The sequence below is a fragment of the Sphingomonas sp. PP-CC-1A-547 genome, assembly GCF_003610375.1.
GTDB lineage: Bacteria > Pseudomonadota > Alphaproteobacteria > Sphingomonadales > Sphingomonadaceae > Sphingomonas.
Map to the genome: position 1 here is coordinate 295,201 of NZ_RAPZ01000012.1, position 15,403 is coordinate 310,603.

The following is a 15,403-nucleotide window of genomic DNA, read 5'->3' on the forward strand; positions in this document are numbered from 1 at the left end:
GCTTGCGAGACGGGGGGGGCGACAACCGCTGTTCCGTATCCTCCCCCTCCGTCACCTGCGGCGACACCTCCCCCTGGCGGGGGAGGATCAGACAAGTCGACCTAACCAATTAGGTCTCGCCGCCTTTCGCGCGCATCGCTACGGTATGGGAATGAACGAAACTTCCGCGACCTCCGCCTCGGGCCTGAGCCTGCTGCCCGATGGCATCGCCACGCTGACGGCGATCCACTTCACGATCATCGCCGTCGTGGCGATCCTCGTCGTGATCGGCCTGATCTGGGGCATCCGGGCCAAGCGCAGCCGCACCAAGGCCGTGCACGACGTGATCGCAAACGCGGAGGAGGCCGGCGTTCCGCCCGAGCCGGTCTCGGCAAAACCACCCGAGCCGATCGCGGCGAAACCCGAGGTCGAGCCACGCAAGGCCGAGCAATTCCAGACGCAGACGCAGACGCAGACGCCGATCGCGCCGGTTGCGCCGCCCCCGTCTGCGCCGCCCGTGCGCAGTGCGCCCGAACCTACGCCGGTCTTGCGCGACGACGATGCCCCCGAAACGCCCGATCGTCTGGCCGATGAACCGATCGCCGCCGCGTCGCCCCTGGAGGCAAGTCCGGCAACCGAAACTGCCGCACCCGCACCCGTAGCGCCACCCGAACAGGCGCCGATCGCACCGGCAGCACCGGCGCAGTCCTATGCGGACGGGCCCGTCACGCAGTTGAAAGGGCTCGGGCCGAAGGTTGCCGCACAACTCGGCGCGCTTGGCGTTTCGACGGTCGGCGAGATGGCGGCGCTGTCGGACAACGAGGCGCAGCGGATCGACGCGCAGCTCGGTAATTTCACTGGTCGGATGGGTCGCGATCGTTGGATCGAGCAGGCGCGGTTGCTGGCGGCCGGTGACAAGGCTGGCTTCGAGGCGGTGTTCGGCAAACTCTGAGCTACGCCTTCGCTCCAGACGGATTGGGACGTCGCGCGATCGGTTAACCGCGATCCGCACGCGCGGATGACGATTGGCTCTATGCTCCACGCGCGCCGACGGGCATGTCAGGCGCGTCGCATCTCGATGTAGGAGAGCGGCCGATAACAGGGCGATGAGTGCACATGCTGGTAACGATGAGCGCAATGCTGTTGACGGCTGCCCCCGTTCACGTGACGGCCGCGCCGATAGCGTTGCCCGGCGTCGGTGCGAGCGTGGCGGTGCCGGGCGCGGTAGTGTCGCCGTTCGCGGGTGACTTCGAGCCCATCGCGGCGATGGCGGTTTCGCCGCTAGCCCTGGCCGCGTCGCTTCCGGCGATCGAGATTTTCGCCCAGGGGCTGCCGACGCAGGACATTCCGCCGGTCGGTCCCGCTCCACTGGGAACTCCGCCCGCCCAGCGGACGCCCAACGACATCATCGTGACCGGCCGCAAGGAGACCGCGGGCGATCCGCTGCGCGCGGTCAACGCCGAGTCGTTCGCGGTGACGCAGAAGGTCGACGACGCGGTGATCGGCCCGGTCGCGCGGACCTACAAGAAGACCGTGCCGAGCCCCATTCGACGCGGCATCCACAATTTCCTCTACAATCTGCGCGAGCCGATCGTCTTCCTGAACTTCCTGCTGCAGTTCAAGCCGGGCAAGGCGGCGGAGACGGTCGGGCGGTTCGCGATCAACACGACGATCGGCGTGGCGGGGGTGCTCGACGTCGCCAAGAAGAAGCCGTTCCACCTGCCGCGGCGGTCGAACGGGTTCGCCAACACGCTCGGCTATTACGGCGTCAAGAACGGCCCGTTCCTGTTCCTGCCGCTGGTCGGACCGACGACGATCCGCGACCTGCTGGGAGGTGCGATCGATCGCCTGATCCTGCCGGTCGCCGTCGGCAAGCCGTTCACCAGCACGGCGTACGCCATCCCCGCGGGCATCTTGGGTGCGCTCGATCACCGGTCGGAATTCGACCAGACGCTGAAGGACCTGCACGACAACTCGCCAGATCCATATGCAGCGACGCGCGCCTTCTATCTCAACCGGCGACAGGCGGAGATCGACCACCTCCACGGGCGGGTCGAGGGCGATCCGGCGGGGATGTCGGGGCCACCGCCGAGTGTGGTGCCTTTCGTGCCGAGCGATCTGGAGCCTGGGGCCAAGCCGGTTTCGGAGGTGCCAATGGAGGCTCCGGTAGTCACGACTCCCGCGATCGATGCGAAGCCCGCTGCCGAAACCGGTCAGTAAAATAGGCGGAGCCGAACGGGCTCGTCTCTTCTTCCCCCTGCCCTTTCCGTTCGTGCTGAGTAGAGACCGAGTAGCTCCGTCAGGAGCGTATCGAGGGCTCGTATCGAAGCATGGGTTCCGTGCGCCAACCTGTTCCTTCGATACGCCGCTTCGACAAGCTCAGCAGCTACTCAGGACGAACGGATTGTGGGGTCAGCGGGCCTTCCGCAAGCGAGGCAAGCAAGCAACTTAACCCCGAGTACCTCCCCGGCGGAGGCCGGGGCCCAATTGGGGGACGTCGTAAACTAGGGTAGCGCTTCGTTACTGCGGCCTTGCCAATTGGACCCCGGCCTTCGCCGGGGTGGTGCATACGTAGAAGCGTCGGGTTCGATCTAACCCTCCGCGCGCCGCCAAGCCCTCAGACTTCGCTCACCAGCAGCTTGTCGATCCGGCGGCCGTCGAGGTCGACGATCTCGAACTTCCAGCCCTGTTCGACGAAGCTTTCGCCCTCGCCGGGAAGGTGACGGAACACCGACAGCGCGAGGCCGGCGACCGTCGCGTAGTCCCGGTCCTCGGGGAGGTCGATGCCGAGGCGGTCGGCGAGCGAGTCCGCCGCCATCGTCCCAGCCACAAGCAGAGAGCCGTCGTCGCGCACCACGACCGAAGGCGCATCGTCCGGATCCGAGTCCGACTTGAACTCGCCGGCGATCGCCGCGAGCAGGTCGGCGGGCGTGACGATGCCTTCGAAATGGCCGTATTCGTCATGGATCAGCGCCATTGGCACTTCGGCTTCGCGCAGCGCCAGCAGCGCATCCATCGCGTCGATCTGGTCGATCACCACCGGCGCCTTGCGCATCAGCGCGCGCAGGTCGATCGGCTCGCCGCGAAACAGCGCGGCGGCGATGTCGCGCGCCTGGACGACGCCCTTGACCGTATCGATCGAGCCTTCGCCGACCGGCAGGCGGGTGTGCTGCGATGCGAGCAGCGTCTCGCGGATCTCGTCGGGGCCCCAGTCGCAGTCGAGCCAGTCGATCTCGGTGCGCGGCGTCATCACTTCGCGGACCGGGCGGTCGGCGAGGCGGACGACTCCCGAGATGATCGAGCGCTCATGCTCCTCGATGATCCCCGACTTCGACGCCTCGGCGACGATCATGTGGAGCTCTTCGGCGGTGACGTGCTCTTCCGATTCGCGGTTCAGGCGAAGCGCGCGGAAGATCAGCGCGCTGGTCGAATCGAGCACCCAGACGATCGGTGCGGTGCCGATCGCGAGCCAGCGCATCACCGGCGCCATGAACGACGCGATCGCCTCGGGCGCACGCAACGCGAACTGCTTGGGGACGAGTTCGCCGATGATCAGCGACGCATAAGTGGTGAGGCCGATGACGATCGCGAACCCGGCGGTCTCCGCGGTCGAGGCTGACAGGCCCCACGCCTGCAACCGCGCGGCGGTCGGCATGCCGAGGCTGGAGCCCGAATAGGCACCCGCCAGGATGCCGATCAGCGTGATGCCGATCTGGACGGTCGAGAGGAACTTGCCTGGGTCGGCGGCGAGCACGAGTGCGGCGCGCGCGCCCTTCTTGCCCGAGCGCGCCATCGCCTCGAGCCGGGCCTTGCGCGCGGAGACGATCGCGAGTTCGCTCATCGCGAACACGCCGTTCAACGCGACGAGCGCGAGGATGATCGCAACGTCGATCCAGGGGAAGGGGGGAAGCGGTGCCATTGGCTCAGGCGCTCTTTGCAGGACAACGGTCCGCCGCACAACCGTCCTTACGCACTGGCTTGCGCATACTCGACATCGGAACGCGAAGATGGTCAGGCTCGGTTCAGTGCGCAGGCGGAACAATCGTCGCGACACCGGGTTATCGGCGGTATCGGGCGAAATGCCGTCATCCATCACGTCTCAGGGAGATTATCTATGAAAACCAAGATGTTCGCAGGTGCTGCAATCGCCGCACTGATCGCCACCAGCGGCTGCACCACCGATCCGGAGACGGGTCGCCAGACGATCTCGAAGACCGCATTGGGCGGCATCGGCGGCGCGCTGGGCGGCTATCTGCTCGGCGACGTGGTCGGTGGACGGCATGACCGGACCGAGAAGCTGCTCGGCGCGGGCATCGGTGGTCTCGCGGGTGCGGGCATCGGCGCGTACATGGACAAGCAGGAGCGCGACCTGCGCGCGCGCACTGCCGGCACCGACGTGCAGGTGATCCGCCAGGGCGACGATCTGGTGCTCAACATCCCGTCGGGCATCACCTTCGCGTATGACAGCGCCAACGTGCAGCCGCAGTTCCAGCGGACCCTGGACCAAGTCGCGGATACGCTGTCGCAGTACAACCAGACCTACATCGACGTGTACGGGCATACCGATTCGACAGGCAGCGATGCGTATAACCAGACGCTGTCGGAGCGTCGTGCGCGGTCGGTCGCGGATTATCTGGCAGGCCACGGCGTGCAGACTGCGCGTATCGGCACGCGCGGCTACGGCGAAACACAGCCGATTGCTTCGAATGATACCGATGCGGGTCGGGCTGCAAACCGTCGCGTCGAGGTGAAGATCGTGCCGATCACGCAGAACGACCTGCGCCAGTAAGCTGGGCCTATCGAGGGTATTCTCCCCCTCGCCTACCGTTCCCCCGCGAAAGCGGGGGTCCAGGAACCAAGAGCGTTACGACTGGTACCCTGGGCTCCCGCCTTCGCGGGAGAACGGAGTTAGGCGGTAACCGGACGGTTCAAAATAGACGGCCCCCATTCGGGACTTGTCCGGTCGGCGAGATCAGCACGACCTTCCCGTCCGCATCGGGAAAGCCGAGCGTCAGGACTTCGGACATCATCGGGCCGATCTGCCGCGGCGGGAAGTTGACCACCGCGGCGACCTGGCGGCCGATCAGCGTTTCCGGCGTGTAATGTTCGGTGATCTGCGCGGAGGAGCGCTTCACGCCGATCTCCGCACCAAAATCGATCCGCAGCTTGATCGCGGGCTTGCGCGCTTCGGGGAAGGGCTCGGCCTCGACGATCGTGCCGACGCGGATGTCGACCTTTTCGAAGTCGGGATAGGCGATCACCTCAGAAATCGACATTGTCGTAGTGCGCCGGGGGTGAGATCAGCTCCATCCGTTCGGACAGCAGCGGGCGGAAGCTCGGGCGGCTCTTGAAACCGCGATACCAGCGCGCGGTCTGGTCGTGGCCCTTCCAGTCGATCCCGCCGAGATAATCGGTGACGGATATCTGCGCGGCCGCCGCCAGATCGGCGAGGCTCATTGTCGCGCCGCCGAGCCAATTCCGGTGGTCGAGCAGGTAGTCCATATAATCGAGATGCCCGACCGCGGCCTTCATCGCTTCACGCAAGCCCTTCGCGTCGGGCGCGGTGCGGTGGGCGAGGCGCTTGACCATGCGCTCGTGGAGCAGCGGCCCGGTGACGTCGCGGTAGAAGTGCGTGTCGAACCACGTGACCAGCCGGCGGATCTCGGCGCGGTTGGTCGCGGTGCCGTTGATCATCGCCGCCTTCTCGACGGTTTCCTCGAAGAATTCGCAGATCGCCATCGAATCGATCAGCGGGGCGACGCCGCGCGATGCATCGACCATCACCGGAGTCTGGCCGGCGGGGTTCATATCCATGAACTCGTCGCGGCGATCCCAGGGCGATTCGCGGACCAGTTCGTAGCCGACCCCCTTCTCGCCCAGCAGCAGGCGCACCTTTCGCGAGAAGGGACACAGGGGGAATTGATAAAGCTGCCACATGCCATCCGTTTAGGCGGTGGGGGGCGGCTGTGTCACTAGCGCGGGTTGGCGCCGAGCAAGAAGATTTGGTTCACGCGGAGGTGTTGCGTTCGCTGCGGGCGAAGCTCCTTCACCACCGATCGCAATAAGAGAGATGCAGAGGGACTTTAGCTCCGCGTCTCCGCGTCTCCGCGTGAAACCTCTAACTTGCACCACCCCGGGCGGGCGCCGGGGTGGTGTGAGGGCTTGGGCTTATTCCGCCGCGACCAGTTCCGCGCTGTCGTCCAGTGGGTGCGACAGGCGCGTCAGCATTTCCTTCGGCACGATCTGCCAGAAATGGGGAGCCACGCGGTCCCAATCTTCCAGCAGGCCCTTCGACCATTTGCTGTCGGTATGGTCGGCATGATCGCGCACCAGGTCGAGCAACACGTCGGCCCAGTGGAGCGACTTCACGCGGTCCCAGGTGATGTTCTCGGGGTTGGCGCGCTTCGCGAAGACGCCGTCGGGATCGTAGACGAACGCCATCCCGCCGGTCATCCCCGCGCCGAAGTTGGCGCCGACCGCGCCGAGCACGACTGCGATGCCGTTGGTCATGTACTCGCAGCCGTTCGCGCCGCAGCCTTCGACGACCACGGTCGCGCCCGAGTTGCGGACCGCGAAACGCTCGCCCGCCTGCCCTGCCGCGAACAGCCGGCCGGAGGTTGCGCCGTAGAGCACGGTGTTGCCGATGATCGTGTTGTCCTGAGACGCGAGCGGCGAACTGACCGCCGGCCGCACGATGATCGTGCCGCCCGAGAGCCCCTTGCCGACATAGTCGTTCGAATCGCCGAACACTTCGAGCGTGATGCCCTTGCACAGGAACGCGCCGAGCGACTGCCCCGCCGACCCCCGCAGACGGATCGTAACGTGGTTGTCCGCGAGCGTCGACATCCCGAACTTCCGCGTGATCTCACTCGACAGCCGCGTGCCGACCGCGCGGTGCGTGTTGCGCACCGAATAGGTCAGCTGCATCTTCTCGCCGCGCGAGAATACCGCGGACGCATCCTTGATGATCTGCGCGTCGAGGCTGTCGGGGACTTCGTTGCGGAAGGTCGACAGGCTGAACCGGCGCTGCGAATCGTCGGCATCGACCTTCGCCAGGATCGGGTTGAGATCGAGATCGTCAAGATGCTCCGCCCCGCGGCTGACCTGACGCAGCAATTCGGTGCGGCCGATCACGTCGTCGAGGCTCTTCACGCCGAGCCGCGCGAGGATGTCGCGAACTTCCTCGGCGATGAAGGTCATCAGGTTTATCACCTTCTCGGGCGTGCCGACGAACTTCTGGCGGAGCGCGTCGTTCTGCGTGCAGATGCCGACAGGGCACGTGTTCGAATGGCATTGCCGCACCATGATGCAGCCCATCGCGACGAGGCTCAGCGTGCCGATCCCGAACTCTTCCGCGCCGAGGATCGCCGCGATGACGATATCGCGACCGGTCTTCAGCCCGCCATCGGTGCGCAGCCGCACGCGACCGCGCAGGCCGTTGAGCGTCAGCACCTGGTTGACCTCCGACAGGCCCATTTCCCACGGCGTGCCCGCATACTTGATCGAGGTTTGTGGCGACGCACCGGTGCCGCCGACATGGCCGGCGATCAGGATCACGTCGGCATGCGCCTTCGCCACGCCCGCCGCGACCGTGCCGATGCCCGCCGACGAGACGAGCTTCACGCAGACGCGGGCGCGCGGGTTGATCTGCTTCAGGTCGTAGATGAGCTGGGCCAGATCCTCGATAGAGTAGATGTCGTGGTGCGGCGGCGGCGAGATCAGCGTCACGCCGGGCGTCGCATGACGCAGCTTGGCGATGAACTCGGTGACCTTGAAGCCGGGCAGCTGGCCGCCCTCGCCGGGCTTGGCGCCCTGCGCGACCTTGACCTCGATCTCCTCGCACGCGTTCAGATACTCCGCGGTGACGCCGAACCGGCCGGACGCGACCTGCTTGATCGACGAGTTGGCGTTGTCGCCGTTCGCGTACGGCACGAAGCGCGACTTGTCCTCGCCGCCCTCGCCCGACACGGCCTTGGCGCCGATCCGGTTCATCGCGATCGCCAGCGTCTCGTGCGCCTCGGGTGACAGCGCGCCGAGCGACATGCCCGGGGTGACGAAGCGCTTGCGGATCTCGGTGATCGCCTCGACCTGGTCAACCGGAACGCCCTCCGCGGGGAAGTTGAATTGGAGCAGATCGCGCAAATACACCGGCGGCAGATCGGACACGCCGCGCGAGAATTGCAGATAGCTGGTGTAGCTGTCGGTCGCGACCGCAGTCTGGAGCAGGTGCATTAACTGCGCGGAATAGGCGTGCGTCTCGCCGGTATGGCGCTGGCGATAGAAGCCGCCGATCGGCAGCGTCGCGACGGCCGGATCGAACGCCGCTTCATGCCGGTCGGTCGCGTTGACGTGGAGCGAGGCGTAACCCTCGCCGCTGATCTTGGCGGGCATGCCGGGGAACAGGTCGTTGACCAGGCTGCGCGAGAGCCCGACGGCTTCGAAATTGTAGCCGCCGCGGTAGGACGAGATGACCGCGATGCCCATCTTCGACATGATCTTGAGCAACCCCTCCTCAACCGCGACGCGGTGGCGGCGGAGGCATTCGGCGAGGTCGAGATCGCCGAACAGCCCGCGCGACTGGCGATCGACGATCGCGGCTTCGGCGAGATACGCGTTCACGGTGGTCGCGCCGACCCCGATCAGCACGGCGTAATAATGCGTGTCGAGGCACTCGGCCGAGCGAACGTTGATCGACGCGTAGGACCGCAGGCCACGGCGGACGAGGTGCGTGTGGACCGCCGCGACCGCGAGCACGCCGGCGATACCGACGCGGTCTTCGGAGATCGCCTCGTCGGTGAGGAAGATCTCGCTCTTGCCCTGGCGGACAGCCTGCTCCGCCTCGTTGCGGATTCGCTGGATCGCCGCGCGGAGCTTCTCCGGGCCACCACCGACGTCGAACGTGCAGTCGATCTCGGCAACCGCATTACCGAAATGCGCCTTCAACCGCGACCAATGCTCGCCCGTCAGCACCGGCGAATCGAGCACCAGCACGCGCTCGCGCTGGTCGCGGACGTCGAGGATGTTCGCGAGATTGCCGAACCGCGTCTTCAGCGACATCACGTGGCGCTCGCGCAACGGATCGATCGGCGGGTTGGTCACCTGCGAGAAGTTCTGGCGGAAGAACTGGCTGATCAGGCGCGGCTTGTCGGAGATCACCGCGAGCGGCGTGTCGTCGCCCATCGACCCGATCGCTTCCTTGGCGGATTCGACCATCGGCGACAGGATCAGCTCCATGTCCTCCATCGTCTGGCCGGCGGCGACCTGACGGCGCGCGAGTTCGGCGCGGTCGTACCGGACGACCGCGTCCTCGACCGACGGTAGGTCGGCGAGTGTGTGGAATTCGCCGATCATCCCGGCATAGTCCGCCTCACCCGAGATGCGATCCTTCACTTCGCGATCCTGGAGCAGGCGACCTTCGTCCAGGTCGACCGCGATCATCTCGCCCGGCCCCAAGCGACCCTTTGCGACGATCGTGGATTCGGGAACGACGACCATGCCGCTCTCGGAGCCGACGATCAGCAGGCCGTCCGAGGTCAGCGTGTAGCGGAGCGGACGCAGCGCGTTGCGGTCCATGCCGGCGACTGCCCAGCGGCCATCGGTCATCGCAAGCGCGGCGGGGCCGTCCCACGGCTCCATGACGGAGGCGAGATACTGGTACATCGCGGTATGCTCGGCCGGCATGTCCGGGCTGGCGGCTTCGGGCACGAGCATCAGCTTGGCGGTCGGCGCATCGCGGCCCGAGCGGCAGATCGCCTCGAACACGGCATCAAGCGCGGCGGTGTCGGATGCACCGGCGGGGATCACCGGCTTGATGTCCTCCGAATTGTCGCCGAACGCGAGGCTCGCCATGCGGATCTCGTGTGACAACATCCAGTTCTTGTTGCCGCGGATCGTGTTGATCTCGCCGTTATGCGCGAGGCAGCGGAACGGTTGCGCCAGCCACCATTGCGGGAAGGTGTTGGTCGAATAGCGCTGATGGAAGATCGCGACGCGGCTCTCGAAGCGCTGGTCGCACAGGTCCGGATAGAAGACCGACAGCGATTCGGCGAGAAACAGCCCCTTGTAGATGATCGAGCGGCACGACAGCGAACAGATGTAGAAACCCTGGATCTGCGCCGCGATCACGCGCTTCTCGATCCGGCGGCGGACGAGGTACAGCGTCTTCTCGAACTCGGCGGCGTCCTGTTCCTCGGGCAATGGCCCGGCGATCATGATCTGCTCGATCTCGGGGCGCGTCGCCTGCGCCTTCTGGCCGATCACCGACACGTCGACCGGCACCTGACGCCAGCCATAGATGGTGTAACCCGCCTCGATGATCGCGCTCTCGACGATCGTCCGGCAATCCTCCTGCGCGCCGAGATCGGTACGCGGGAGGAAGATCATGCCGACCGCGAGCCGGTTCGGGCGAACCTTGTGCCCCGAGGCGGCGACCGCATCGTCGAAGAAGCGCAGGGGCAGGTCGATATGCAGACCCGCGCCATCACCGGTCTTGCCGTCGGCATCGACTGCGCCGCGGTGCCAGACGGCCTTCAACGCATCGACGGCCGACTGCACGACACGGCGCGACGCGCGCCCATCGGTGGCGGCGACGAGGCCAACGCCGCACGCGTCGCCCTCGAATTCGGGGCGATACATGCCGTGCTCGGCGAGACGGGCGCGTTGATCGATCATCGGAAAACCCTGTTCGTTGCTCATGCCGCCACCTTCGCGTTGGCCGCCTTGGTCTTCAGCCACTTGTGCATGGTTGCCGCGACGTCGCGACCGTCGCGGATCGCCCAGACGACGAGGCTTGCACCGCGGACGATGTCGCCCGCCGCGAACACGCCGTCGAGCGAGGTCATCAGCGTCTTGCCGTCGACCAGAACGGTGCCCCAGCGGCTCACGCCCAGTTCCGGCGTCGCGAACAGGGTCGGCAGATCCTCGGCGTCGAAGCCGAGCGCCTTGATGACGAGATCGGCATCGACCGAATAGTCGCCTGCGGGATCGGGTTCGGGGGCACGCCGGCCGCTTGCGTCGGGAGCGCCAAGACGCATTTTCCGGACCTTGACGCTCGACACCACGTCGCCGCCGTCGAAGCTCTGCGGGCCCGAGAGCCAGACGAACTCGACGCCCTCCTCCTCGGCATTGGCGACTTCGCGCTGCGAGCCGGGCATGTTGGCGCGGTCGCGGCGGTAGAGGCATTTCACCGACTTTGCGCCCTGGCGGATCGCGGTGCGGACGCAGTCCATCGCGGTGTCGCCGCCGCCGATCACGACGACGTCCTTGCCTTCCGCATTGAGGCTGCCGTCGTCGAATGCGGGGACCGCGTCACCGAAACCCTTGCGGTTCGAGGCGACGAGGAAGTCGAGTGCCGCGACCACGCCGTTCGATCCGCCGCCGGGCAGGTCCATCGCGCGCGCCTTGTAGACGCCAGTCGCGATCAGGATCGCATCGTGGCGCTGGCGAAGATCATCGAGGCTCGCATCGTCGCCGACCGCAAAGCCTTCGTGGAAGACGATGCCGGCTGCCTTGAGCCGCTCGACGCGGCGCATGACGATCGGCTTTTCGAGCTTGAAGCCGGGGATGCCGTAGGTGAGCAACCCGCCCGCGCGGTCGTAGCGGTCGTAGACGTGAACGTCATAGCCATGCCCGCGCAGATATTCCGCCGCGGTCAGGCCCGCTGGGCCGGCACCGATTACGCCGACCGACTGGCCGCGCGGTTTGCCCGGCACCAGCGGTTCGACCCAGCCATTCTCCCAGGCGGTGTCGGTGATGAACTTCTCGACCGAGCCGATCGTGACCGCGCCGTGCCCGGTGAATTCGATGACGCAATTGCCTTCGCACAGCCGGTCTTGCGGACAGATCCGGCCACAGATCTCGGGCATGGTCGAGGTCGCGTTGCTCAGCTCATACGCCTCGCGCAGCCGACCTTCCGCGGTCAGCCTGAGCCAGTCGGGGATATGGTTGTGCAGCGGGCAGTGGACCGAACAATAGGGCACGCCGCACTGCGAGCAGCGCCCGGCCTGCTCCTCGGCGGGTTGAATCGCGTATCGCTGCGCGATCTCGCGGAAATCCTCCTGCCGCTCATCCGCGGTGCGCTTTGCCGGATAGGATTGCTCCCGCCCGACAAACTTTAGCATCGAATCGTTCGCCATACATGCCTCCGACAGCCGCGTTATTGCGCCACCGAAAGCTTGTCACCGTGAAATCGACCAGTATGTCAGCATGACTGACGTATTAATTGATCAAATCAACCAAATTATCTAAGAACAATTCTCAACAAGGCTTATTGATACCGAAACGGACCTACTTGCTGAGCAGCCAGACCAGTGCGGCCGAGCCGGCAGCTACCCGGTACCAGGCAAAAGGCACGAACCCGTGCTTGGTGACGATGCCGACGAACCACTTCACGACCAGCAGCGCGACGACGAACGACACCGCAGCGCCGATCGCGATCGCACCAAGTCCGACCCCGCCGCCGCTCGCAATCGCATCGCGGTTCTTCAGCAGTTCGAGCGCGCTTGCCCCCAGCATCGTCGGGATTGCGAGAAAGAAGCTGAACTCGGCCGCCGTGCGCCGCTCGACACCCAGCGCCAGCGCGCCGAGAATCGTTGCGCCAGAGCGGCTAACGCCGGGGACCATCGCGAGGCACTGGAGGAAGCCGATGCCGATCACGGTCTTCAGCGGAATGTCCGCGACGCCGCTGATGTCGCTGCGCGGCGCGAACCGCTCGACCGCGAGGATCGCGAAGCCGCCGACTATCAGCGCGATCGCAACGACCTCCGCATTCCCGAGCAGCGCCTCGATATGCTTGTGCAGCGCGAGACCGATCACCGCTGCCGGGATGAACGCGACGATCAGGTTGCGCAGGAACAGCCAGGATTTCGGCTCGCGCTTGATGAGCCCCATGCCGACCGCCCAGAACGTCCGCCAGTACAGCACGACGATCGCGAGGATCGCGCCGAGCTGAATGACGACGTTGAACACCTCCCAGCGCCCCGCATCATAGCCGAGCAGCCGCGTCGCGAGAATAAGATGCCCGGTCGACGAGACGGGCAGGAATTCGGTGATCCCCTCGACGATGCCGAGGAGGATGACGGTGAGAAGTTCGGTCAAGCAGGAGCTCCGGCGCGGTAGGTCAGGGCAATCTCAAAGGTAGGTAGCACGCGCAGGATCAGGCGACATGAACTTCCGCATGCGTCTCGGCGCGACGACCGAACCGTCCGGCCTTGCGAAAACGCACCAGCCAACCCGGCGCGACCGTCGACAGCGGCGTCGCCTCGATCCCGAACGCGGCGAGGCCATCGGTGCCGGTAACGATATTGTCGGTCTGCAGCATCGTCCACTGATCCTTGGTGATCGGCGCGCCCGGCAGGAAGCCGCCCTTGGCGATCAGCGCCCCGGCAAAGTCCGGCAGCTCGACGATGGAGGGATTGCGGCCGATCGTCTTGGCGATCCAGCGGATGAGATTGCCCATCGTGATGATGTCGGGGCCGCCGAGCTCGAAGGTCTGGCCGCCGAACGTCTCGGGATCCGACGCTGCCGCGACCACGGCGTCCGCCACGTTGCCGACGAACACCGGCTGGAACTTCGCGCCCGCGCGCAGCACCGGCACCACCGGCGCCTTGGCGATCATCCCGGCAAAGCGGTTCACGAACTGGTCTTCCTGGCCGAACACGATCGACGGCCGCAGGATCGTCGCGTTGGGGAACGCCTCGAGCACGGCCGCCTCGCCCTGCCCCTTCGACTTGCCGTACGCGGAGGCAGACTCCGGATCGGCGCCGATCGCCGAGACGTGCACGAGCGCACCGACGCCGGCCTTCGCCGCAGCCTGCGCGACGGTCTGCGCACCCAGCGCCTGAACGCGCTGGAAATCGCCCGCGAGCACGCCGACCAGGTTCACCACCACATCCGATCCGTGCACCGCATGCGCGATCGTCTCGGGCTTGGTGACGTCGGCCCCGACGAACTGCGTCTGGCCGAGCCCGCCAAGCGGCTTCAGGAAGAACGCCTGCCGCGGATCGCGCTGCGCGATGCGGACGCGCGCGCCCGTCGCCAGCAGCGCCTGTGCGACATAGCGGCCGACGAAACCGCCACCCCCGATCAGCGTCACCAGTTTGTCGTTCATCGCCCGTCCGTCCACTTTGTTTTGCCTGCCAATCACGAATAACCCCTTGCCCCAGCAAGAGGCGTGTTGACAAGCATCGCGACCCTCCCCTAGAGGCGCCCTCCTACCCCGTGCCCGGATGGCGGAATTGGTAGACGCACCAGCTTCAGGTGCTGGCGATCGCAAGGTCGTGGAGGTTCGAGTCCTCTTCCGGGCACCACACTATACAGAAGCACGACCGAGCGAGGCGGATCCCAGGATCCGCTCGCGCCGCGCTTGGCTGGTAGGACGACGTTGCTCAGATGTTCTCACCGCAAAGACAGCGGGGGATGGCATGGTCCACGCATCAGGCAGTAGCCAGCGGAACGCGTTCTCGCGGTGGTTGCGAACGGGTAAGGTGCCATCGGCGCTGGGTCCTGACGGTCTCGAACGCAAATATAATCCATGGCATGATCTGGCGGACGGCCGGTTTACCTTCGCAGGTGCGGGACGCCATGATGGATCGAGCAACGGCGATACGACTAACGCTGGGAACGGTCGCACGTCCTCCCATGTCGGTCGCGCTCCAAGAGTAGGGTCGCGGACTGCGGCGCACCCGAAAGCCAAAGTGTCGCAGGCGAGACCGCTAGCGGGAGTTGGCCGGAGATCGGTAGAGCACGGGTCGGTCGGAATGCCGCCCGCGCGCGCTCCGGTGACGCCGCCTGGTAGCCAGTCGAACCCTGTCGGCGAATTCGTTGGTGGAGTCGCCAGGGGCTTTACGATGTCGGGGCGGGAACGGTGACTGGCGTCCGTGCTACGCTGACGACAAATCCGGTTACCAGGGCGATTACGTGATCGACCGGAAATGGAAAATAGTCACCGCACCACGTGCACGGCCCCAGACTTCGCAACAATCAGAAGTCTTGGCGCAACATCGCCTTATTGGAGTATGGGAAGTTGCTACTCTTGTGCAGAAGATTAAGGCCCTTAAGCTTCTAAAGAGGATGAACGTCGCCAACATCAAGGTAAGGGTAGTCAAACCATGATAGTTACCCAGATCGCGCACATCATTGCGGATTATGTCGTTTTTCTTGAGCTGACCGAGGAAGAGGAGCTAAACCTTGATACGGCCGTCACGATGATGGAAGCGCTAGCGGACCAGCTCGAAAATTTAGATAAAGATTTTTTACGCGAACTGATCGACGCCTTCGCCGCAATTGCCGAGGAATATAGCGGCGAGGCGCAGCGGGTGGTGCGGGATATAGCGCACAACTTTTATCTCGAAGAGGCGCTCGCAGCCGACGATCCGGTGAGACTGGTTCAGTTGGAAGCGCTGCGCGACGCAAGGGAATGAACGCC

11 protein-coding genes and 1 tRNA gene are annotated in these 15,403 nt (G+C 65.6%); 5 read left to right on the forward strand and 7 right to left on the reverse strand.

What is annotated here, in order from left to right:
• The first annotated feature begins 151 nt into the window (after positions 1 to 151).
• Positions 152 to 931, forward strand: coding sequence for a hypothetical protein (locus C8J39_RS12320; protein WP_120300740.1), 780 nt, complete (start codon positions 152 to 154; stop codon positions 929 to 931).
• 164 nt (positions 932 to 1,095) lie between these two features.
• Positions 1,096 to 2,199 (forward strand): VacJ family lipoprotein, encoded by a 1,104-nt coding sequence (locus tag C8J39_RS12325; RefSeq protein ID WP_243650017.1) that lies wholly within the window; start codon positions 1,096 to 1,098, stop codon positions 2,197 to 2,199.
• 397 nt (positions 2,200 to 2,596) lie between these two features.
• Here the strand turns inward: C8J39_RS12325 and C8J39_RS12330 are convergent, their stop codons facing one another.
• On the reverse strand, positions 2,597 to 3,898 hold the full coding sequence (locus tag C8J39_RS12330) for a hemolysin family protein (protein WP_056063992.1): 1,302 nt from the start codon (positions 3,896 to 3,898) through the stop codon (positions 2,597 to 2,599).
• 195 nt (positions 3,899 to 4,093) lie between these two features.
• On the opposite strand from C8J39_RS12330, the gene C8J39_RS12335 reads away from it, so the two are divergent.
• Complete coding sequence (locus C8J39_RS12335) at positions 4,094 to 4,768, forward strand: OmpA family protein (RefSeq protein WP_120300741.1); 675 nt, start codon at positions 4,094 to 4,096, stop codon at positions 4,766 to 4,768.
• A 139-nt stretch (positions 4,769 to 4,907) separates the two neighbouring features.
• Here the strand turns inward: C8J39_RS12335 and C8J39_RS12340 are convergent, their stop codons facing one another.
• From C8J39_RS12340 to C8J39_RS12365, 6 genes are all read right to left on the reverse strand, one after another.
• Complete coding sequence (locus C8J39_RS12340; protein ID WP_120300742.1) at positions 4,908 to 5,255, reverse strand: tRNA-binding protein; 348 nt, start codon at positions 5,253 to 5,255, stop codon at positions 4,908 to 4,910.
• Positions 5,242 to 5,916 (reverse strand): glutathione S-transferase family protein, encoded by a 675-nt coding sequence (locus C8J39_RS12345; protein ID WP_056054264.1) that lies wholly within the window; start codon positions 5,914 to 5,916, stop codon positions 5,242 to 5,244. Before C8J39_RS12345 ends, C8J39_RS12340 begins: the two co-directional genes overlap by 14 nt.
• Before the next feature lie 231 nt (positions 5,917 to 6,147).
• Entirely contained in the window at positions 6,148 to 10,674 is a 4,527-nt protein-coding gene (gene gltB, locus C8J39_RS12350; protein WP_120300946.1) for a glutamate synthase large subunit, read from the reverse strand.
• On the reverse strand, positions 10,671 to 12,113 hold the full coding sequence (locus C8J39_RS12355) for an NAD(P)-dependent oxidoreductase (RefSeq protein ID WP_120300743.1): 1,443 nt from the start codon (positions 12,111 to 12,113) through the stop codon (positions 10,671 to 10,673). Before C8J39_RS12355 ends, gltB begins: the two co-directional genes overlap by 4 nt.
• Positions 12,114 to 12,264: 151 nt before the next feature.
• Positions 12,265 to 13,074 (reverse strand): undecaprenyl-diphosphate phosphatase, encoded by an 810-nt coding sequence (locus C8J39_RS12360; protein WP_120300744.1) that lies wholly within the window; start codon positions 13,072 to 13,074, stop codon positions 12,265 to 12,267.
• Between the two features lie 58 nt (positions 13,075 to 13,132).
• Positions 13,133 to 14,086, reverse strand: a complete 954-nt coding sequence (locus tag C8J39_RS12365; RefSeq protein WP_120300745.1) for a complex I NDUFA9 subunit family protein — start codon at positions 14,084 to 14,086, stop codon at positions 13,133 to 13,135.
• A 112-nt stretch (positions 14,087 to 14,198) separates the two neighbouring features.
• Here C8J39_RS12365 and C8J39_RS12370 point away from each other — a divergent pair.
• Positions 14,199 to 14,285: transfer RNA gene (locus C8J39_RS12370), tRNA-Leu, on the forward strand.
• Positions 14,286 to 15,086: 801 nt separating this feature from the next.
• Positions 15,087 to 15,398, forward strand: a complete 312-nt coding sequence (locus C8J39_RS12375) for a hypothetical protein (protein WP_056487967.1) — start codon at positions 15,087 to 15,089, stop codon at positions 15,396 to 15,398.
• The last annotated feature ends 5 nt before the right edge of the window (positions 15,399 to 15,403 follow it).

Coding starts and splice junctions, on each gene's coding strand:
- C8J39_RS12375 (WP_056487967.1), top strand. CDS start 15,087: ATGATAGTTACCCAGATCGCGCACATCATTGCGGATTATGTCGTTTTT.
- C8J39_RS12345 (WP_056054264.1), bottom strand. CDS start 5,916: ATGTGGCAGCTTTATCAATTCCCCCTGTGTCCCTTCTCGCGAAAGGTG.
- C8J39_RS12365 (WP_120300745.1), bottom strand. CDS start 14,086: ATGAACGACAAACTGGTGACGCTGATCGGGGGTGGCGGTTTCGTCGGC.
- C8J39_RS12355 (WP_120300743.1), bottom strand. CDS start 12,113: ATGGCGAACGATTCGATGCTAAAGTTTGTCGGGCGGGAGCAATCCTAT.
- C8J39_RS12340 (WP_120300742.1), bottom strand. CDS start 5,255: ATGTCGATTTCTGAGGTGATCGCCTATCCCGACTTCGAAAAGGTCGAC.
- C8J39_RS12330 (WP_056063992.1), bottom strand. CDS start 3,898: ATGGCACCGCTTCCCCCCTTCCCCTGGATCGACGTTGCGATCATCCTC.
- gltB (WP_120300946.1), bottom strand. CDS start 10,674: ATGAGCAACGAACAGGGTTTTCCGATGATCGATCAACGCGCCCGTCTC.
- C8J39_RS12325 (WP_243650017.1), top strand. CDS start 1,096: ATGCTGGTAACGATGAGCGCAATGCTGTTGACGGCTGCCCCCGTTCAC.
- C8J39_RS12335 (WP_120300741.1), top strand. CDS start 4,094: ATGAAAACCAAGATGTTCGCAGGTGCTGCAATCGCCGCACTGATCGCC.
- C8J39_RS12320 (WP_120300740.1), top strand. CDS start 152: ATGAACGAAACTTCCGCGACCTCCGCCTCGGGCCTGAGCCTGCTGCCC.